This window comes from Streptomyces goshikiensis (assembly GCF_014650555.1).
Classification (GTDB): Bacteria; Actinomycetota; Actinomycetes; order Streptomycetales; family Streptomycetaceae; genus Streptomyces; species Streptomyces goshikiensis.
In genome coordinates, this window is the sequence record NZ_BMVE01000001.1 from 284,261 (window position 1) to 302,931 (window position 18,671).

The 18,671-nt window shown below is 73.6% G+C and carries 14 protein-coding genes; 8 read left to right on the forward strand and 6 right to left on the reverse strand.

Features of this window, described 5'->3' with window-relative positions; genetic code table 11:
- Positions 1-29: 29 nt before the first annotated feature.
- The 3 genes from IE248_RS01310 to IE248_RS01320 all read right to left on the reverse strand — a co-directional run bounded on the left by IE248_RS01310 (position 30) and on the right by IE248_RS01320 (position 5,355).
- Complete coding sequence (locus tag IE248_RS01310; RefSeq protein ID WP_047960699.1) at positions 30-1,262, reverse strand: L,D-transpeptidase; 1,233 nt, start codon at positions 1,260-1,262, stop codon at positions 30-32.
- Positions 1,263-1,472: 210 nt separating this feature from the next.
- The gene (locus tag IE248_RS01315) at positions 1,473-4,046 is read right to left on the reverse strand and encodes a choice-of-anchor A family protein (protein WP_190029801.1); all 2,574 of its coding nucleotides are present in this window, start codon (positions 4,044-4,046) and stop codon (positions 1,473-1,475) included.
- A gap of 112 nt (positions 4,047-4,158) precedes the next feature.
- Positions 4,159-5,355, reverse strand: a complete 1,197-nt coding sequence (locus IE248_RS01320) for a L,D-transpeptidase (RefSeq protein ID WP_373301444.1) — start codon at positions 5,353-5,355, stop codon at positions 4,159-4,161.
- A gap of 390 nt (positions 5,356-5,745) precedes the next feature.
- Here IE248_RS01320 and glgX point away from each other — a divergent pair, with 390 nt between their 5' ends.
- Entirely contained in the window at positions 5,746-7,941 is a 2,196-nt protein-coding gene (gene glgX / locus IE248_RS01325) for a glycogen debranching protein GlgX (protein WP_037799875.1), read from the forward strand.
- A 9-nt stretch (positions 7,942-7,950) separates the two neighbouring features.
- Here the strand turns inward: glgX and IE248_RS01330 are convergent, their stop codons facing one another.
- Positions 7,951-8,454, reverse strand: a complete 504-nt coding sequence (locus IE248_RS01330; RefSeq protein WP_037798163.1) for a MarR family winged helix-turn-helix transcriptional regulator — start codon at positions 8,452-8,454, stop codon at positions 7,951-7,953.
- Between the two features lie 72 nt (positions 8,455-8,526).
- On the opposite strand from IE248_RS01330, the gene IE248_RS01335 reads away from it, so the two are divergent.
- Both IE248_RS01335 and IE248_RS01340 read left to right on the forward strand, forming a co-directional pair.
- Positions 8,527-9,726: an MFS transporter gene (locus tag IE248_RS01335; RefSeq protein ID WP_190029802.1), complete on the forward strand. Its 1,200-nt coding sequence runs from the start codon at positions 8,527-8,529 to the stop codon at positions 9,724-9,726.
- Between the two features lie 42 nt (positions 9,727-9,768).
- Complete coding sequence (locus tag IE248_RS01340) at positions 9,769-10,491, forward strand: CDP-alcohol phosphatidyltransferase family protein (protein WP_073798328.1); 723 nt, start codon at positions 9,769-9,771, stop codon at positions 10,489-10,491.
- Here the strand turns inward: IE248_RS01340 and IE248_RS01345 are convergent.
- Complete coding sequence (locus IE248_RS01345; protein ID WP_037798162.1) at positions 10,472-10,942, reverse strand: FAD synthase family protein; 471 nt, start codon at positions 10,940-10,942, stop codon at positions 10,472-10,474. The genes IE248_RS01340 and IE248_RS01345 overlap by 20 nt on opposite strands.
- Positions 10,943-11,114: 172 nt before the next feature.
- Here IE248_RS01345 and IE248_RS01350 point away from each other — a divergent pair, with 172 nt between their 5' ends.
- From IE248_RS01350 to IE248_RS01360, 3 genes are read left to right on the forward strand one after another with little or no spacing between them, the layout of a single operon-like run.
- The gene (locus tag IE248_RS01350; protein ID WP_190030051.1) at positions 11,115-12,320 is read left to right on the forward strand and encodes a glycosyltransferase family 4 protein; all 1,206 of its coding nucleotides are present in this window, start codon (positions 11,115-11,117) and stop codon (positions 12,318-12,320) included.
- A complete protein-coding gene (locus IE248_RS01355) occupies positions 12,317-14,080 on the forward strand; it encodes a lipopolysaccharide biosynthesis protein (RefSeq protein WP_073798327.1) in 1,764 nt (587 codons plus the stop codon). Before IE248_RS01350 ends, IE248_RS01355 begins: the two co-directional genes overlap by 4 nt.
- Entirely contained in the window at positions 14,077-15,297 is a 1,221-nt protein-coding gene (locus IE248_RS01360; protein ID WP_100582723.1) for an MATE family efflux transporter, read from the forward strand. Before IE248_RS01355 ends, IE248_RS01360 begins: the two co-directional genes overlap by 4 nt.
- A 33-nt stretch (positions 15,298-15,330) precedes the next feature.
- Here the strand turns inward: IE248_RS01360 and IE248_RS01365 are convergent, their stop codons facing one another.
- The gene (locus IE248_RS01365) at positions 15,331-16,890 is read right to left on the reverse strand and encodes a hypothetical protein (protein WP_008738368.1); all 1,560 of its coding nucleotides are present in this window, start codon (positions 16,888-16,890) and stop codon (positions 15,331-15,333) included.
- Between the two features lie 96 nt (positions 16,891-16,986).
- On the opposite strand from IE248_RS01365, the gene IE248_RS01370 reads away from it, so the two are divergent.
- The gene (locus tag IE248_RS01370; RefSeq protein ID WP_190029803.1) at positions 16,987-17,526 is read left to right on the forward strand and encodes a WcaF family extracellular polysaccharide biosynthesis acetyltransferase; all 540 of its coding nucleotides are present in this window, start codon (positions 16,987-16,989) and stop codon (positions 17,524-17,526) included.
- Entirely contained in the window at positions 17,523-18,644 is a 1,122-nt protein-coding gene (locus IE248_RS01375; protein WP_190029804.1) for a glycosyltransferase, read from the forward strand. Before IE248_RS01370 ends, IE248_RS01375 begins: the two co-directional genes overlap by 4 nt.
- Positions 18,645-18,671 lie beyond the last annotated feature (27 nt).

Consider the following 18,671-nt stretch of genomic DNA (forward strand, 5'->3'; position numbering starts at 1 on the left):
CGGGCCACTCTCAGTGTGGGTGGGAGGGACTACTTGGTCCACTCCGCCCAGGACATGTTCCAGCCGTTGAGGCCGTTGTCCGGGGCGATCTCCTTGTCCTTGGAGTTCTTCACGACGACGACGTCGCCGATCAGGGACTCGTTGAAGAACCACGCGGCGGGCTGGTCGCCGTCACCGGCGCCGCGGACGTCCTTCAGGCCGACGCAGCCGTGGCTGACGTTCTCCGAGCCGAAGGTGCTGGAGGAGGCCCAGTAGTTGCCGTGGACGAAGGTGCCGGAGTTCGACAGGCGCATCGCGTGCGGGACGTCGGAGATGTCGTACTCGCCGCCGAAGCCGACGGTCGCGCCGTTCATCCGGGTCACCTTGTACTTCTCGCTGATGACCATCTGCCCGTTGTACGTGGTGGTGGCCGGGGCGCCCGCGGTGATCGGGAGGTTCTTCAGCACCTGGCCGTCACGGACGACCTGCATCTGCTTGGTGGTCGCGTCGACCGTGGAGACCTGGGAGCGGCCGATGGTGAAGCTGACCGTACGGGTCTGCTTGCCGTAGACGCCGGGGCGGCCTTCGACTCCGTCGAGGGCGAGCTTCACGGTGACCTTGGTGCCCGCGGCCCAGTACTTCTCGGGGCGGAAGTCGAGGCGGTCGTTGCCGAACCAGTGGCCCTCGACCGGCACGGAGGGTTCGGCCGTGACGGTGATGGCCTTCTCGACAGCCTCGGGGTTGGTGATGCCCCGGGTGAAGTTGATGGAGACCGGCATGCCCACGCCGACGGTCTCGCCGTCCTCCGGCGTGTAGTGCCCCACGAAGGTGTTGACCGGGGTCAGCGTGGTGAACGTGGTGTCCTTGGCGGACTCGCGGCCCGCCTCGTCCTTGGCGACCGCGTGCACCTTGTACTCGGTGGCGGAGGCCAGGTGCCGGGCCGGCTCCCAGCTCGCGCCGTCGTCGGCGACCTTGCCCTCGACCTCGTTGCCCTTGGTGTCGGCGACCTTGACTGCGGAAAGCTTTCCGCCGGTGCTCGCTATCTTCAGGACGCCGCTGGTGGCGACCTCCTTCGCCCCGTCGTCCGGCTTGACGCTGACCACGGCCTTGGAGGCCTCGGTGCCGGTCTTGCCGCCGCCGCCCCCACCGTTGTCGCTGCCCCCGCTGTTGCCCCCGCCACTGCACGCGCTGGTGAGCAGCAGGGCCGCCCCCAGAAGAAGGGCCGGCAGGCCGGTGCGGGCGCGGCCGCGTATCGGCTGCAGGTTCACTCTCGTTCTCCCCATGTCCCCCGCGCGCGGACAGTCGCGCGCTTGAAAAAGGTAATCACACGGGCGGATCACGAAGAGCCACGGTCTTGTCACCGTTCCGTCCCAACTGACCGTAAGACAGTGCGCCGGCACGGTGAGGGGATCACCGTGCCGGCGCACCGGGTGGAACGGGTCAGGTCAGGAGCGGCCGGGGGCGGTCGGGACCGCCGGGCACGCGCACGGGGTTCAGGGCCGGCGGGACTTGGCCGGCGCCTTGCCGTGACCCTTGCCGTGCCCCTTCGCGTGGCTCTTGGCCTTGCCCGCCTTCTTGTTCTTGGCGGGGGACTTGCCGGGCTTCTTGCCGTGGCCCTTGCCGTGGTCCTTACCGTGGTCCTTGCCGTGGTGGCCTTCCTCGGCGGGCCTGTTGAAGAGCTCCACCACGCGCTCCTGGTCGGGCGTGCGGACGTCCAGCTGGAGCGGCTCGGTCACCGGGTCATCGCGCAGCAGGTAGCCCTCGGGGGCCTCCACCTCGCGGACGTAGTACCAGCCCTCGCCGAGGTTCCAGAACTCGCAGACGCCCTGCCGGTTGGTCTCGCAGGCCGGCCCGATCTGCGTGTCGGGGTCGGCCCCCTCGGTCTGCAGGCCCCGGACGCCGTTGGTCTCCTTCCAGAGCTCGAACACCGCGCCGCGCAGCACTCTCTTGGTCTTCGGGTCCTTCTTGACCACGATGATCCTGCCGCGGAACGGGGTGTTGACGGCGTCCACGGCGACGCCCTGGTCCGCGTTGTCGGCGGTCAGCACCAGCGGCCCGAACACCGGGTTCGCCGGGAGCCCGTGGCCGGGGGGCGCCGTGGTCTCGCGCCAGTAGTACGTGCCCACGTCGACGGTGCGCGTACAGGTGGCCGACGGGAGGGAGGTGACGCAGTCGTCACCGACCCGGGTGTCCGGCGTGTTCCCGCCGGTCTGGAGGCCGGGGGTGCCGTTGGTCTCCCGCCACAGCTGGAAGACCGCGCCGGCGAGCGGGGCGCCCTCGGGGCTGACCTTGCGCACCGACACGGCGCCGGGCACCGGGACGGGCGCGGCGATGTCGGCCGCCGTGACGGTGACGCCCTCGCGCGCGTTCTCCTCCGTCAGGGCGAGCGGCCCGAACACCGGGTTCGCCGGCAGCAGGTAGCCGGGCGGGGCCGTGATCTCCTGCCAGTAGTACGTGCCCACCCCGACGGTCCGCGTGCAGTCGCCGCTCTCGTCGGTGGTGCAGGGTCCCCCGACCGGGGTGTCGCCGTTCGGCCGCCCCGTCTGGAGGCCGGGGGTGCCGTTGGTCTCCTTCCAGAGGCGGAAGACGGCGCCCGCGAGCGGGTCGCCCGTCTCCGCGTCGGTCTTCAGGACGCTCACCTCGCCCCGTACGGGGGGTACGAGCGGCGTGTTCACGGCGCGGACGCGCACGCCCTCGCCGGCGTTGCCCGGGGTCAGCACCAGCGGCCCGAACACCGGGTTCGCCGGGAGGGCGTAGCCGGCGGGCGGGGTGACCTCCCGCCAGTAGTACGTGCCCGGCTCGGCGGTGAGGCGGCAGATGCCGTCCGCGCGGGTGGTGCAGCCGCGGGGGTCCCGGGTGTCGCCGCCCGGGGTCCCGGTCTGGAGGCCGGGGGTGCCGTTGCTCTCGCGCCACAGCTCGAAGCCGGCGCCGGCCAGCGCGTCGCCGGCCCCGTTCACCTTGAGGACGGAGAGCTCGCCGGTCACCGGGGCGCTCCCGCAGTCGGGCAGGTCACCGGTGAAGGGGTAGGAGTGGAACTCCTGGCCGCCGCCCCCGGTGGTGGCGCTGGTGTGCCTCAGCGAGCCGGTGGTGAAGAAGCGGCCGTTGAAGCCGGGCAGGGTGACCGTGGTGCGCGAGGCCGGGTTGCCGATGAGCGCGGCGCCCTGGAACTGGCCGGTGCCGAGCAGGCCGACGGTGGTGGCGTCGGGGAAGTTCCACAGCAGCCGCTGGCGGTAGGTCTGCTCCCCGCTGTAGGTGACCACGGCCCGGTCGGCGCCCAGCACGTTGACCAGGATGGTGGCGTTCGGCGGGATGTCCGCGAACCGGATGCCCTGCTGGCCCCGGCCGGGGGCGGCGATGTCGGCGTCCACGTTGAAGACCTGGAGCGGTGAGCGGCCGTCGCCCCTGAAGAGGGTCTCGAAGCGGTTGTTGGTGACGGTGCCCGTCGGGGGCCGCGCCGTCCCGCCCGGGCGGGCGTAGCACTGGCTGGCGGCGGCGAGCTCGCGGCGCAGGGGCGCGTACGGGGTGGCGGCGTCCGGGTCCCGGACCACGCGGGTGGCGCTGACGGTGCCCGTGAGCGGGCCGGCGTGGCGGACGACGCCGCCGTCGGCGATGAGGCGTTCGCCGTCGGCGACGGCGATCCCGCCGCCGGTGGTCAGGAAGTCGGAGCCGGCGGGCGGCTGGGTCTGGGAGCCCGCGCCGACGATGCCGACGTTGTAGACCCGGCTGGCGCCGTCGGCCTTGTCCTGGTCGAAGGAGCCCAGTACGACGACCCGGCCCTCCGCCTCGGCGGCCCGCTCGCGGACCTGGAAGTCGCCGCCGACGAAGATGTTGATCCCGGCGTCCCGGCCGTTGGCCGGCCCGGTGTGCGGGTCGAGGTACGCGTCGGGGCATTCGGGGCCCAGGCAGGGGCCGAGCCCCCCGGGCAGCGCGGCCCGTACCGCTCCGGTTCCCGCCGTCGCGGGGTACGCCGGGTACGCGGGGGCGGCGGTGGCCAGCACCGCCACCGTCACCGCGAGGCCGAGGCCCAGGCGTGCCCGCCCGGTCTTCGCGGCCGTCCTTGCTCTCATGACACTCCGTCCGTCGCCTGCTGAGTGGTGCTCTGCCAGGCTGGCGGGAGGGTCGCACGCGAGTGCGGGAGGCGCACCCCGGACTACGGCATTTCCATCACCGCGATCACCCTCACGTGCGCGCCGAGCCGGCGACCCAGTCCGCCCAGGACATGTTCCAGCCGCCCAGTCCGTTGTTGGGGGCGACCGTCTTGTCCTGCGAGTTCACGACCTCGACCACGTCGCCGACCAGGGTCCGGTCGTAGAACCAGCCGGCGGGCGTGTCGGAGCCGCCGCCCTTGTCGTCGCGCAGGCCGATGCAGCCGTGGCTGATGTTGGTGGAGCCGAAGGTGTCGGGGTGGGCCCAGTAGTTGCCGTGCAGGAAGGTCCCGGAGCTGGTGAGCCGCATGGCGTGCGGGACGTCGGGGATGTCGTACTCCCCTCCGAAGCCGACGGTCTGGCCGTTCATGCGGGTGACGTCGAAGAGCTCCATCACCACCATCTTCCCGTTGTAGGTGGTGTTCTTCGGCGCCCCGGCGGTGATCGGCACGGTGGAGACCAGCTCGCCCTCGCGGCGGACCTCCATGGTGTGTTCGGCGGCGTCCACGGTGGAGATCTGGGAGCGGCCGACGGTGAAGGTGATGGTCTTGTCCTGGATGCCGTAGGAGCCGGGGGCGCCCTCGACGTCGCGGAGGTTCATCCGCACGGTGACCTTGGTGCCGGACTGCCAGTAGCGCTTGGGCCGGAAGTCGAGGCGCTCGGTGCCGAACCAGTGGCCGACGACCTCCGTCGCGGGGTCGGCGGTGATGGTGATGGCCTTCTCCACGTCGGCCTTGTGCTTGATGGACTGGTTGAAGTTGAAGGAGACGATCATCCCGGTGCCGACCGTGGAGCGGTTCTCGGGCTTGAAGTAGCCGATGAACCGGTCCTCGGGGACGAAGGTGGTGAAGGTGGTGTGCCGGGCCTGGCGGCGGTCGTGCCCGTCGAGGGCGACGGCGTCGACGGTGTACTTGGCGGCCAGCGCGAGCCGTCCGGCCGCCTGGTCGGGGCTCCAGCTGAGGCCGTCGGCGGCGATGGAGCCGGGGACCTCCTCCTGCTGGGCGTCCTCCACCTTGGTGACCACGACCCGCTCCAGCCGGCCCTCGGGCACGGACACGCTGAGCGGGCCCTCGGCCGGCACCCCCTTGGCGTTGTCGTCCGGGGTGATCCGGATGGCCTCCTGCGGGGCGCGGGGTTTGCCGGGCAGCTGGATCTCGACCGGGGAACCGCCGCCTTCGGTGCATCCGGCCAGGCCGCCCAGAAGGCCCACCCATGCCGCTACGGCGGCCAAGCCCGCCCCTGCCCGCCTCGTCAGAAGAGTCACGTCCCTCCAACGACCGGCCCCCTCCGGGGGAAACGTGAGCGCGGCACACGTTCCGGGCAGAACTGTCCGGGCAGAACAGTGGGAAGGACCAGACGGGGGCGGGCCCTGGCCGGGACGCCGGGGCCGCACTCCCCCACCCCCGCAGGTACCCAGGAGCCGTGGAGGCGGGCAGTGTCGAGCGCAGCCGGACAGGAGGCGGTGGATGCCGCCGCAGAAGCGTCGAACGCGGGGAACGGGGTGCGGGGCGGTCAGGCCGCGCCCGCACCCGAGGTGACCGGGCCGCCGCCGAACGGGCAGCACGGCGGTCCGGCGAACGGCCGGTCGAACGGCCGGCTGAACGGGCAGCCGAACGGGCAGGTGAAGGGGCGTGCGCCGGGGCAGCCGGTACGGGCCTCCGCGCGCCCGGGCCCGGTGGTGTGGCCGGGGTCCTCGCATCCGCTGGGGGCCCGGTTCCACCACGGCCCGGACGGGACGGCGGGCACCAACTTCGCGCTGTGGGCGCAGGGCGCGGAGGCGGTGGAGCTGTGCCTCTTCGACTCCGACGGCGGCGAGACCCGGTGCTCGCTGACCGAGCTCACGCACGAGATCTGGCACGGCTTCGTGCCCGGCGTGCGCCCCGGGCAGCGGTACGGGTTCCGGGTGCACGGGCGCTGGGACCCCTGGACGGGCGCCCGGCACAATCCGGCGAAGCTGCTGCTGGACCCGTACGCCCGGGCCGTCGACGGCGACTTCACGCTGCCGCCGGAGGTGTACGGGCACGTCCGGGACTGGCCGCAGCAGTACATCGCGGACACCGTGCGCGACGACCGGGACTCCGCCCCGCACGTTCCCAAGGGGGTGGTGGTCCACGATGACGACGACTGGGCGGACGACGTCCGGCCGAAGACCCCGTGGGCCGACTCGGTCATCTACGAGCTGCACGTGCGCGGGTTCACGATGCGCCATCCGGGTGTTCCCGAGGAGCTGCGCGGCACCTACGCGGGCCTCGCCCACCCGGCGGCGATCGAGCACCTGACGGACCTGGGCGTGACGGCGGTGGAGCTGCTGCCGGTGCACCAGTTCGCGCACGAGGACCACCTGCTGCGGCGGGGCCTGCGCAACTACTGGGGCTACAACTCGGTCGGCTACTTCGCCCCGCACGCGGGCTACTCGTCGAGCGGTACGGCCGGCCAGCAGGTCGGCGAGTTCAAGCGGATGGTGCGGGCCCTGCACGCGGCGGGGATCGAGGTCATCCTCGACGTGGTCTACAACCACACGGCGGAGGCGGGCGAGCTGGGCCCGACGCTGTCGCTGCGCGGGATCGACAACCGGGGCTACTACCGGCTCCAGTCCGACCAGCGCCGGTACTCCGACTACACGGGCTGCGGGAACACCCTGCACGCGGGGCGGCCGCACGTGCTGCGCCTGATCACCGACTCGCTGCGGTACTGGGTGACGGAGATGGGGGTGGACGGCTTCCGCTTCGACCTCGCGGCGGCGCTGGCCCGGTCCATGCACGACGTGGACATGCTGTCGCCGTTCCTGGCGGTGATCGCCCAGGACCCGGTGCTGCGCCGGGTGAAGCTGATCGCCGAGCCGTGGGACGTGGGATCGGGCGGCTACCAGGTGGGCGCGTTCCCTCCGCTGTGGACGGAGTGGAACGACCGCTACCGGGATGCCGTACGGGACTTCTGGCGGGGCGCGCTGCCCGACGTACGGGATCTGGGGTACCGGCTGTCGGGGTCGAGCGACCTGTACGCCTGGGGCGGGCGGCGCCCGTACGCCTCGGTCAACTTCATCACCGCGCACGACGGGTTCACCCTGCGCGACCTGGTCTCGTACGAGCGCAAGCACAACGACGCGAACGGGGAGGCGGGCCGGGACGGGACGAACGACAACCGGTCGTGGAACTGCGGGGCGGAAGGGGAGAGCGACGACGCCCGGATCGGGATCCTGCGGCGGCGGCAGCTGCGGAACATGCTGACCACCCTGCTGCTGTCGACCGGGGTGCCGATGCTGGTGGCGGGCGACGAGTTCGGGCGGACGCAGGGCGGCAACAACAACGCGTACTGCCAGGACAACGAGACGGGGTGGGTGGACTGGTCGCTGCTGTCGGACCCGTCCTGGCAGCAGCTGTTCGGCCTGGCCCGCCGGCTGATCGCGCTGCGCCACAAGCACCCGGTGCTGCGGCGGCGGGCGTTCTTCTCGGGGCGCCCGCAGGGTGCGGACGGGCTGCGGGACCTGGCCTGGTTCACCCCGGCGGGGGCGGAGATGACCGAGCGGGACTGGTACGCGCCGGCCGCCGCGCTGGGCCTGTACCTGTCGGGCCGGGACATCCCGGGCCGCGACGAGCGGGGCCGCAAGGTGGTGGACGACAGCTTCCTGGCGCTCCTGCACGCCGGGGACCGGCCGGCGGCCTGGGTGCTGCCGGGCGAGCCGTGGGCGGCGGCGTACGAACTGGTGCTGGACACCTCGCGGGAGGACCAGGCCGCCCCGCCGGCCACCCGTCACCGGGGCGGCGAGACGCTGACGGTGCCGGCGCGGTCGGTGCTGCTGTTGAAGGTGGTGGACTGAGGGGCCCGCTCAGCGGGTCTCGGCCCGCAGCAGCATCCGCTTGAGCAAGGTGGCGAGGGCGGCGCGGTCGGTGTCGTCGAGGGGCTCGATCAGCTCCGCCTCGGCGATGCCGCGCCAGCGCATGGCCTCGGTCCAGCGCCGGTGGCCCTCCTCGGTGAGCTCGACCTCGACCCGGCGGCGGTCGCCGGCGGCGCGCAGCCGGCGCACCAGCCCGGACTTCTCCAGGGTGTCGAGGCGGCCGGTCATCCCGGCCGGGGAGAGCACCAGTTCGGCGGCGAGTTCGGCCGAGGGGGCCCGCCAGGGGGTGCCCCGGGAGGCCAGCCGGTGCAGGGTCTCGAACTCGAAGCGCTGGAGGCCGGTCTCGGCCAGGGCCCGTTCCTTGCCGGTGTTCACGTGCTTGGCCAGCAGCTGGATGCGGGTGATGACCGCCTCCGTGGGCACGTCGAAGGGGACCTTGCCGCTCCAGCGGGCGATGTGCCGGTCGACGGAATCCTCGGTGCGCTCCTTCTCCATGGACGGCAGTATCGCATCCGGGCGAAAGTATTTCGTTGACGAATGATTCGCTGGCGAAATATCTTTCCCGTCATGACCCCGACCATCCGGCGGCTGCTGGCCGGCCGCACCTTCGCCGCCCTCGCCACCGCCTTGATCCCCACCACCCTCACCCTCGCCGTGATCCGCACCGGCTCGGCCGGGGACCTCGGGCTGGTGCTCGCCGCCGAGATGCTCCCGATGGTGCTCCTGCTGCCCCTCGCGGGCGTGGCCGCCGACCGCTGGCCCGCCCGCCGGGTGGTGCTCGCCGCCGACCTCGCCCGCGCCGCCGCACAGCTGGGCACCGGCGCGATGCTGCTGACCGGACCCGTACGGATACCCGGGCTCGCGGCGCTCGCCGCCGTGACCGGGGCCGCCGTGGCCTTCGGCAACCCCTCGGCCCGGACCCTGGTGGCCGCCGCCGTCCCGGCGCCGGACCGGCTGCGGGTCAACGCCCGGCTCGGGGTGGCGAACGGGCTCGCGCAGCTGGCCGGGCCGGCCACCGCGGGGGCGGTGGTGCTCGGCGTCGGCGCCGGCTGGTCCTCGCTGCTGACCGGCGCGCTGTTCGTCTGCTCCGCGCTCACCCTCGGCGGGGTGCGCACCCCGCCGCCCGAACGGGCCGCCGTGCGCGGCGGATTCCTCGGCGAGCTGCGGGCGGGCTGGGCGGAGACCCGGCGGCACCCGTGGTTCCTGGCCAACGTGCTCGCCCACGGGGTCTGGCACCTCGCGGCGGGACTGCTGCTCACCCTCGGCCCGCTGATCGCGGTGGAGAGCCTCGGCGGGGCCGGCACCTGGGTGCTCCTCAGCCAGCTCGGCACCGCCGGGCTGCTCCTCGGGGTCTGGGCGGCGGGCCGGCTGCCCGTGCGGCGGCCGCTGGTCGCCGTGGCCGTGGCCTCCTCGCTCCAGGCCCTGCCGCTCACCGCGTTCGCGCTGCGGCTGCCCACGGCCGTGACGGCGGGCGCCTTCTGCGCCGCCATGTTCGGGGTGGGGGTGCTGAGCCCCCTGTGGGAGACGGAGATCCAGCGCCGGATCCCGCTGGAGACCCTGGGGCGGGTGGGGTCCTTCGACACCCTGATCTCCTTCGCGGCCCGCCCCTTGGGGCTGGCGGCGGCCGCTCCGCTCGCCGCGGTCACCGGGACGGCGGCGCCGCTGCTCGTCGCGGCCGTTCTCACGGCCGCCGCGAACCTGTCCGTACTGCTGCTCCGGGACGTCAGGGCGCATCCGGAGGGGAAGCCTTCGCTCGCCCTGCGATGATGTGGCCTTCCTACGTACATACGTTCAAGGGGGCTTGCGTAGATGGCAGGATTCGGGACCGCTCTGCGAGAGCTGCGCGGGGCGCAGAAGTCGGCGAAGGGGGTGTCGCTCTACTCGCGGTTCGTCAACCGGCCCGCCGGGCGGTACCTGGCCGCCGGGTCGTACGCGCTCGGGCTCACCCCGAACCAGGTGACGCTGGTCAGTGCCGCCTTCAGCTTCGCCGCCGTCGCCGCCGTCGCGCTCGCCGCGCCCTCGTGGGGGCTGGGGATCGCCGTGTGGGCCGCGCTCGCGGTCGGATTCGCCTTCGACTCCGCGGACGGGCAGCTGGCCCGGCTGCGCGGGGGCGGGAGCGCGGCCGGCGAATGGCTCGACCACGTCGTGGACTGCGCCAAGCTGACGGCGCTGCACACCTGCGTGCTGATCGCCTTCTACCGCTTCCCCGAGGCGTACGGGACGGGTGGTGACGGCTGGCTGCTGGTGCCGCTGGGCTTCCAGTTCGCCTCCGTCGTCACCTTCTTCGGGGGGCTGCTGACCGAGAAGCTGAAGCCGAAGCCCGCGCCGGGCAGCCCCGCCGCCGCGCCGTCGACGGTGCGCGCGGTGGCGTTGCTGCCGGTGGACTACGGGGTGTTCTGCCTGGTGTTCCTGCTGCTCGGAGGCGGGGAGCTGTTCCGCTGGGCGTACGCGGGACTGGGGGCCGTCGCCGCCCTGTTCCTGGTGGCGTTCCTCGCGAAGTGGTTCCGCGAGCTCAGCGCCGTTCCGCGCTGAGCGGCTGCGAGAGCGCGTCCAGCGCCCGGCGCAGCTGGGTGCTGGACGTGTGGACGGTGTAGGGGAAGTACACGACGTCGACGCCCACCTCGGCGAAGTCCTTCTCCAGCTTGTCGCCCTTGGGGGTGTCCCGCCAGTCGTCGCCCTTGAAGATGACGTCGAAGCGGACCTGCTTCCAGGTCTCCACCTTGTCCGGGACGGTCTCGACGAACGCGGCGTCCACGTACTTGACGCTGCGGACGATCTCCAGCCGTTCGACGAGCGGGATCATCGGGCGGCGGCCCTTGGCCCGTTCGGCCATCTCGTCGGAGACGACTCCGGCCACCAGGTAGTCGCACTGGCTCCGGGCGTGCCGGAGGATGTTCAGGTGCCCGATGTGGAACAGGTCGTACGCGCCGGGCGCGTAGCCGACTCGGTACGGTCGGCGCGCGGTCGCGCCAAGGTCGGACATGTCGCGCTCCGTCATGAGTACCCCCCCAGCAGCCACACCCCCCGGTGTGGCGGATTAGCAGACAATAGCGTGCACGTTCCTCTTCACACGGGTGAACGAATAGGGTGACGTGCGCATCATCCAGGGGAGAAGGGGACGTTCAGTGTCCAGATCCGGTCACCGGCGCCTGTTGCTGGTTTCCACCAATTACGCTCCCGAGCACGCGGGCATCGGCCCGTACGCCACCCAGATCGCGGAGCACTGGGCGGATCTCGGCCACGAGACCCACGTCCTGGCGGGCATGCCGCACTATCCGGCGTGGTCGTTGGAGCCCGAGTACAAGGGGGCGCTCCGGCGCACGGAGCAGCGCGCGGGGGTCACCGTGCACCGGCGTGCGCACACCGTGCCGGCGCGTCAGACCGCCGTGAAGCGGGCCCTTTTCGAAGGATCGATTCTGCTCCACGGCGCCGTGGCCCCGCCCCGGATGCCGAAGCCGGACGCGGTCCTGGCCCAGATGCCCAGCCTCGCGGGCGGGGTCACCGCCGCCCGGCTCGCGGCGCGCTGGAAGGTCCCGTTCGTCCCGGTCGTCCAGGACCTGATGGGCGCCGCCGCCGCGCAGAGCGGGATCAGCGGCGGCGACAAGGCGGCCGCGTTCGCCGGGCGCGCCGAGTCGTACGCCCTGAAGCGGGCCACGCTCGTCGGCGTCATCCACGAGACCTTCGTGGACCGCGTCGTGGGCCTCGGCGTGGACCCGGCCAAGATCCGGATCGTCCCCAACTGGTCGCACGTGCCCCAGCCGACCAGGCCGCGCGGCGAGACCCGCCGGCACCTCGGCTGGGCCCCCGGCCAGACGGTCGTCCTGCACTCCGGGAACATGGGCCTCAAGCAGGGCCTCGAAGTCCTCGTCGGCGCGGCCCGCCTGGATCCGGACGTCCGCTTCGTCCTCATGGGGGACGGCAGCCAGCGCGCGGCCCTGGCCGGCCTCGCGGCCGACGTACCGAATCTGGACATCATCCCCCCTGCCGCCGACGGCGAGTTCCCGGATATCCTCGCCGCGGCGGACGTCCTCGCGGTCACGCAGCACGCGGCCGTGATGGACATGAGCGTGCCGTCCAAGCTCACCTCCTACTTCCAGGCCGGCCGGCCCGTCGTCGCCTCCGTCGCGGCGCTGGGCGGCACCGCCCAGGAGGTGGAACGCTCGGGCGCGGGGGTGCTCGTACCGCCGGAGGACCCGGACGCCCTGCTGAAGGCCGTACGGGCCCTGGCGCAGGACCCCGAGGGGGCGGACCGGCTGGGAGCGGCCGGACCGCGCCACGTGGCGGCGCACCTGAGCCGCGAGGCGGGCCTGGCCCGTATCGACGCACTGATCGACGAAGCACTTGGGGGTCCCCGGACGTGATCGAGACGAACCGCCCAGCGGCGCCCCCGGCCGAGGACGAGCCGGATCTCCTGAGGGACCAGTTCCGGCAACTCCTGCGCTACCGGCGCCTCATCGGGGCCGGCATCGGGATAGGCCTGCTGGGCGGCGTCTACCTCGGCGTCTCCACGGCCGACACGTACGTCTCCGTCGCGGACGTGGTCCTGCGCGCCCCCACCGACGACCCCTTCAACCCGAGCCTGGCGCCCGACAAGGCGATCAACATCGGCTCGGAGCGGCAGGTCGCGCTCTCCAGCTCCATAGCCGGCGAGGCGGCGAAGAAGCTCGGCATCCCCGCCGCCGGCCTGGCCGCCCTGCGCGGTGGTCTCCAGGTGACGAACCCGCCGCAGACGATGGTGCTCCGCTTCACCTACACGGCCTCCTCCCCCAAGGAGGCGGCCCGGCGCGCCAACGCGATGACCGAGGCGTACCTGCTCAAGCGGCAGGAGGCCCTCGACGTCACCCGCGACAAGATGGTCAAGGGCTACCAGGACCAGCGCGACCCGGTCGCCAAGCAGCTGGACGACCTCGCCAAGGACATCGCCAAGATGCCGGCCGGCGCCACGCGCGACGCGGCCACCTCCAGCAAGACCGACCTGCAGAGCGAGGTCGGCCGCTACAACAACAGCATCACCAAGCTGGAAGCGCTCGACATGACCCCCGGCCGGGTCACCAGCCCGGCCGCCGCGCCCACCGCGCCCGACGGCCCGGGCCTGCCCATGTCGCTCGCGCTCGGCGCGGCCGTGGGTCTCGCGCTCGGCCTGCTCGCCGCCTGGGTGCGGCTCGTCTTCGACCCGGCGCCGCGCTCCGAGGGCGATGTGGCCCGGGCCCTGCGGGCGCCCGTACTGGGCTCCCTGCCCCGGAACAAGACCGGCGGCGGACCGCTGCTCGCGGCCGGCGAGGAGGATCCCCGGCTCGCCGAGGAGTTCCGCTCGGTGGCGTTCCGGCTCGCCTACGACGCCCGGTTCGCCGACCGGCGCCGGCTGCTCGTGGTCGCCCCCCGGGGCAGCAGCGAGACCGCCGCGGCGGTGGCCGTGAACCTGGCCGCCTCGTTCGCCGAGACCGGCAAGGACGTGCTGCTGATCGAGGCCGACCTGCGCACCCCGGTCCTGGCCAGCCAGCTGCCCACCGACGCGGGCGGGCGGCCGCGCTGGAGCCGTACGCCGGGCGGCGCGCCCGCCGGCGGGCACCCCGGGCACGGGGACCACGACTGGCCCGACGGGCGCCAGCTCGTCGTGGACGCCGGCGAGTCGGGCGCCTTCGACCTGATCCCGGGCGAGCGGGCGCGCAACGTCGCCCGCGCGCTGACCTCGCCGCGCGCGACCCGGCTGATCTCCGAGGCCGACTCCCCCAACTCCACCGTCGTGGTGCTCGCCCCGCCGGTGCTCTCGTACGCGGACGCGCTGGCCCTCGTGGACCGCGTGGACGGCGTGCTCGTGGTGTGCGACCCGCGCGCCGTGCACCGCAGCGACCTGGTCCGGATCCGCGAGCTGATCAGCGGGGCCGGGGGCACCGTGCTGGGCGCGGTGCTGCACGCCCCGCTGCCCGGCGAGAAGCGCGGCCGGGGCAAGAAGTCCGCCGGGGCCCCCGAGGCCCCCGCGGCGCGCCCCGCCGCCGAAGCACCGGCCCGGGCGGCCGGGGGCGAGGGCGGCGACGGGGACGAGGACCGGCCCGAGCGGCAGGTTCCCGGTGACGGCAGCGACACCGTCGCCCTGCGTACGGTCCGTACGGGCCGCAGGTGAGCCGACGCGGTCTCGCGGCGGTCTCCTCGGTCCTGGACCAGGCGGCGTCGAGCGCCACGAACATCCTGGTGCTGGTGCTGGCCGCCCGGCTGTCGTCGGCCGCCGCCTTCGCCGACTTCTCGATGGTGTACGTCGCGTTCAGCGTGCTGCTCGGGCTGAACATGGCCTACGTCGGCCAGACGGTGGTGCTGGAGAAGGGCGAGCGGCTCGGCGCGGTGTGCCGCTCGGCGGTGGCCTTCACGGGCGTGGCCTCCGCGGTCGTGGGCGCGGCGCTGGCGGGCCTCGGGCTGCTGCTGCCGGGGCCGGCGGGGTGGGCGTTCCTCGCGCTGGGCCTCGTACTGCCGTTGGTGCTGGTGCAGGACGGGCTGCGGTACTGCTTCTCCGCGCTGCGGACGCCCGAGCGGGCGCTGGCCGCCGACGCGCTGCGGCTGGTGTGCGTGGTCCCGGCGCTGCTGGTGCAGCCCGAGGGGGCTTCGGCAGGGCGGCTGGTGCTGGTGTGGGGCGTCTCGGCGCTGCCCGCGCTGGCGCTGGGGCTGTGGCTGCTGCGCCCGTACGTACGGGGCGCGGTGGCGGACCTGACGCCCTATCTGCGGCGCGGCCACCTGGGGCAGCGCTTCGTGATCGAGTTCGCCGTGGGCAACGGCTCCAGCCAGCTGGCGGTCCTCGGCCTCGGCCTGTTCGCGACCCCGCTGGCGGTGGGCGCGCTACGGGGCGCGACGACGCTGTTCGGGCCGCTGAACGTGCTGTTCAACTCGGCGAACGCCTTCGGCCCGCCGGTGGTGGGGCGGGCGTCGGGCAAGCGCGGGGTGGTCCGGCTGACGCTGCTGATGGGCTCGGCCCTCGCGGTGCTGGGCGCCGCCTGGGCGGCGGTGCTGTACGCACTGCCCGGGCGGCTGGGGCGGCAGCTCCTGGGCGACACCTGGGACGCCGCCGCCGCCCTCCTGCCCGCGACGGGTGCCCAGTACGCGGTGATGGGCCTGGGCACCTGCGCCCTGCTGACCCTGCGGGTGCTGAACCCGAAGGCGACGCTGTCGTTGCAGGTGGTGTTCTCGCTGCTGTCGGTGGCGCTCCTGCTGGGGGGCTACGCGGCGTTCGGCGTGACCGGCGCGGCCTGGGGCCTGGCCGCCGGTTCCGCCCTCAAGGCGGCCGCCGCCTGGCTGCGCGTCTCCCGCCTCCCGGCCGCCCCGCTCCCGGCTCCGGCGCCTGCCCCGGCCTGACCTCCCCGCCGGCCGGCCCCGCTCCGGGGCCGGTCAGCGCAGGGTGGTGGCCTTGTCCTGGCGGTAGGTCGCGACGAGCGCCAGGCAGAGCGCCGCGATCGCGACGCGGCCCGACGCCTGGAGCAGGGGGCCGCGCAGCAGGATGAAGGAGTACCCCGCGACCAGCGGCACCACCACCGAGATCAGGCTGCCCGGCGGGGAGCTGCGGGTGGCGCGCTTGGCGTAGCGGCGGTCGACGCGGGCGGAGGCGTACCCCATCGCCAGCAGTCCGCCGCCCATGCCCAGCGGGCCGAAGTCCAGCCACAGCTCGGCCCAGACCGGGGAGGACAGGTTGGTGTTGACCGTGCCCATCCACTGGCCGACCATCACCCCCGTGTCCCGCGGCTTGCCCGGCCACATCGAGCGCGGCACCGCGAAGAAGACCGAGCCCGCGAGCTGGCGCCCGTAGAAATGGCCCGGGCCGGAGTTCGAGAACGTGATCGTGTTGGCGAACATGCCGATCTGGTCGTAGTCCTTGAGCGCCATCGGCTCCAGGAACGAGGTCGTCTCGACCGGCTTGTAGTTCTTCTCGTCGTAGCGGAAGCGGTCCGCGAACGGGAACACGAGCAGGGCCACGACCACGGCCATCGACAGCGCCACCCGGTACATCGCGGCGCTCACCGGGAAGACGGTGAAGAGCATCGCGAACATGACCGTGAGGAACCAGTACCGGGGGTTCGAGACCGGGTTGTTGACCACCAGGTTCAGCACCGCCAGCGCACCCCAGGTCACGATGACGGAGACCTTGCGGCGGGCGAACTTCGAGGTGATCAGCCAGCGGGTGTAGAGGAGCAGCGCGAGCAGCGCCGGGACGGTGCCGAACCCGCGCAGCAGGGCCTGGCCGGCCTGGCCGTCGCCGTTGGAGACGCCCGCCTCCTCGATGCCGGCGATGATCTCCTGCCGGCTGGAGAAGAACACGGCCGGTCCGCCGAGCTTCACGATGAACGCCGCGCTGCACAGGAACGCGATCCCGGTGAGCAGTTGGAGCCGGCGCCGGTGCGCCATGACCGGCCGCGCCTCCTTCTGGGAGCCGCCCGCGCGGCCCGCCGGCCGGTGGCGGGCCAGCAGCACGCCGACGTCGAACGCGGTACAGCCGAGCAGCACCAGCCCGATGGCGATGGTGAGGTCGGAGCGCGGGCCGACGACGGGCGTCGGCACCCGGCCGAGGACGGCCTGGGCGAGCGGGGCGACGCCCATCGCCATGTAGACGAAGAGCCAGAACGAGCCCTGGAGCAGCTTGCGGCGGCTGGTCAGCACCATCGCGGAGAGCCGGGCCCCCGCGTACATGGTGAGCAGGAGCTGGAGCCAGAAGGCCGCGTCGCGCTGCCCGTCGCCGGACTGGACGGCCACGAACAGCGGCAGGAAGACGGTGAATCCGAGGATGAGCGGTACGGACAGCGCGCGGGAGAGCAGGGTGCGCGGGGTGGTGACCCGGCCCCATCGCCGCTCGTCCTCGAAGTCGGGGAGCGGCGGGCGCGACGGGGGGCGCGGCGGCGGGGGTGACGGGGGCCCGGACGGCGGGCCGACGGGGGCTTTGCGTATGTCCGTTGCCACTGCTGCCCCCACCCCATGTGCCTGGTCCGCGCGCAGTCTAATCTGAGCGGGCGGCGCCCGGGGAGGCGCCGGGGGGCAGAGGCTGAGGGGCGACCGTTGCGGGATCTTCCTGCGTTCACGCTGGCCGGTTACGACAAGGGGCGCGGGCTGCTGACGCAGGCGCTCTGGTTCGCGGTGATGAACACGCTGTTCATGGCGTGGTTCTGTCCGGCCCGGCTGCGCGTGGCGCTGCTGCGGGCGTTCGGGGCGCGGATCGGCGAGGGGGTGCTGATCCGGCACAAGGTGCGGGTGCTGTGGCCGTGGAAGCTCAGCATCGGGGACCACACCTGGATCGGCGAGGGCGCCTGGGTGCTGAACCTGGAGCCGGTGACGATCGGTTCGCACGTGTGCGTCTCGCAGGAGGCCATGCTGTGCACCGGCTCGCACGACCACCGGGCGGCCGACTTCCGCTACCGCAACGCCCCGATCGTGGTCGAGGACGGCGCGTGGGTGGCCGTACGGGCGACCGTGCTGGCCGGGGTGACCATCGGCCGCTGCGCGGTCGCGGGCGCCGGGGCGATCGTCCACAGAAACCTTCCCGCACTGACCCTGCAGACGATGGACGGGCAGCGCCGCCCGGTCGAGGAGCCCAAGTGAGAGTCCTGCACGCCGTTACCCTGCACTCCCCCTCGCACGCCTTCGGCGGCCCGGTCCGGGTCGCGCTGAACCTGGCCAAGGGACTGCGGGAGCGCGGCCACGAGGCGCGGCTGCTGGCGCTGGGCGAGGGGTTCCCCGAGCCGTGGCCGACGTCCGTCGAGGGCGTGCCGGCGAAGCTGTTCCCGGCGCGGCGGCTGCTTCCGCTGGGCTTCAGCGGGATGACCTCGCCGGCCCTGCTGGCGTCGGCGGGCCGGCTCGTACGGGACGCGGACCTGGTCCACGTACACCTGGCGCGGGACCTGGTGACGCTGCCCGTGGCCCTGGCGGCGCTGCGGGCCCGCAAGCCGCTGGTGCTCCAGACCCACGGCATGGTGGACCCGAGCGAGAAGCTGCTGGCCAAGGTGCTGGACGCGGTGGCGGTACGCCGGCTGCTGCGCGGCGCGGACGCCCTGCTGTACCTGACGCCGCACGAGCGGGAGGGCCTGGAGGCGGTCACCCGGGGCCCGCTCGCGCGGGCGGTGCGCCTGGTGAACGGCACCCCGGCGCAGGAGGAGCGGCCCGCCCCCTCCGGGCCGCCGCGCATCCTGTACGCGGCGCGGCTCCAGGCCCGCAAGCGCCCGGTGGACTTCGTGGACGCGGCCCCGGCCATCCTCGCGGCGCACCCGGACGCCGAGTTCGTGGTGGCCGGACCGGACGAGGGCGAGCTCGCGGCGGTCCGGGCCCGGATCGAGGCGCTCGGCCTGTCCGCGCGCTTCACGGTGCCGGGGGCCCTCTCCTCGGAGCAGGTCCTGTCCGAGCTGCGGCGGACCCACGTGTACGTCCTGCCCTCGGTGGACGAGCCGTTCCCGATGTCGGTCCTGGAAGCCCTGGCGGTCGGCGTCCCCTCCGTGGTCACCCACTCCAACGGCCTGGCCCGCGACATCGCCGCCGCGGGCGCGGGCCGTGCGATCACCCCGGGCCCGGCGGGGGTGGCCGAGGCCGTCCTCGCCCTGCTGGACCCCGCCGCGAACGCCAAGGCCTCCGCCGCCGCCCGCGAACTGGCCGCCGCCTCCTTCTCGATGGACTCCGTCCTCGACACCCTGCTCTCCGTCTACGAGGGCGCGCGGCGTCCGGCGTAGGGCGGGGGCGGGGAGCCGGGGCCGGGG

Bases quoted from the DNA above. Each gene is read 5' to 3' on its own strand.
- IE248_RS01310 (WP_047960699.1), bottom strand. From the start codon at position 1,262: ATGGGGAGAACGAGAGTGAACCTGCAGCCGATACGCGGCCGCGCCCGC.
- IE248_RS01315 (WP_190029801.1), bottom strand. From the start codon at position 4,046: ATGAGAGCAAGGACGGCCGCGAAGACCGGGCGGGCACGCCTGGGCCTC.
- IE248_RS01330 (WP_037798163.1), bottom strand. From the start codon at position 8,454: ATGGAGAAGGAGCGCACCGAGGATTCCGTCGACCGGCACATCGCCCGC.
- IE248_RS01335 (WP_190029802.1), top strand. From the start codon at position 8,527: ATGACCCCGACCATCCGGCGGCTGCTGGCCGGCCGCACCTTCGCCGCC.
- IE248_RS01340 (WP_073798328.1), top strand. From the start codon at position 9,769: ATGGCAGGATTCGGGACCGCTCTGCGAGAGCTGCGCGGGGCGCAGAAG.
- IE248_RS01345 (WP_037798162.1), bottom strand. From the start codon at position 10,942: ATGTCCGACCTTGGCGCGACCGCGCGCCGACCGTACCGAGTCGGCTAC.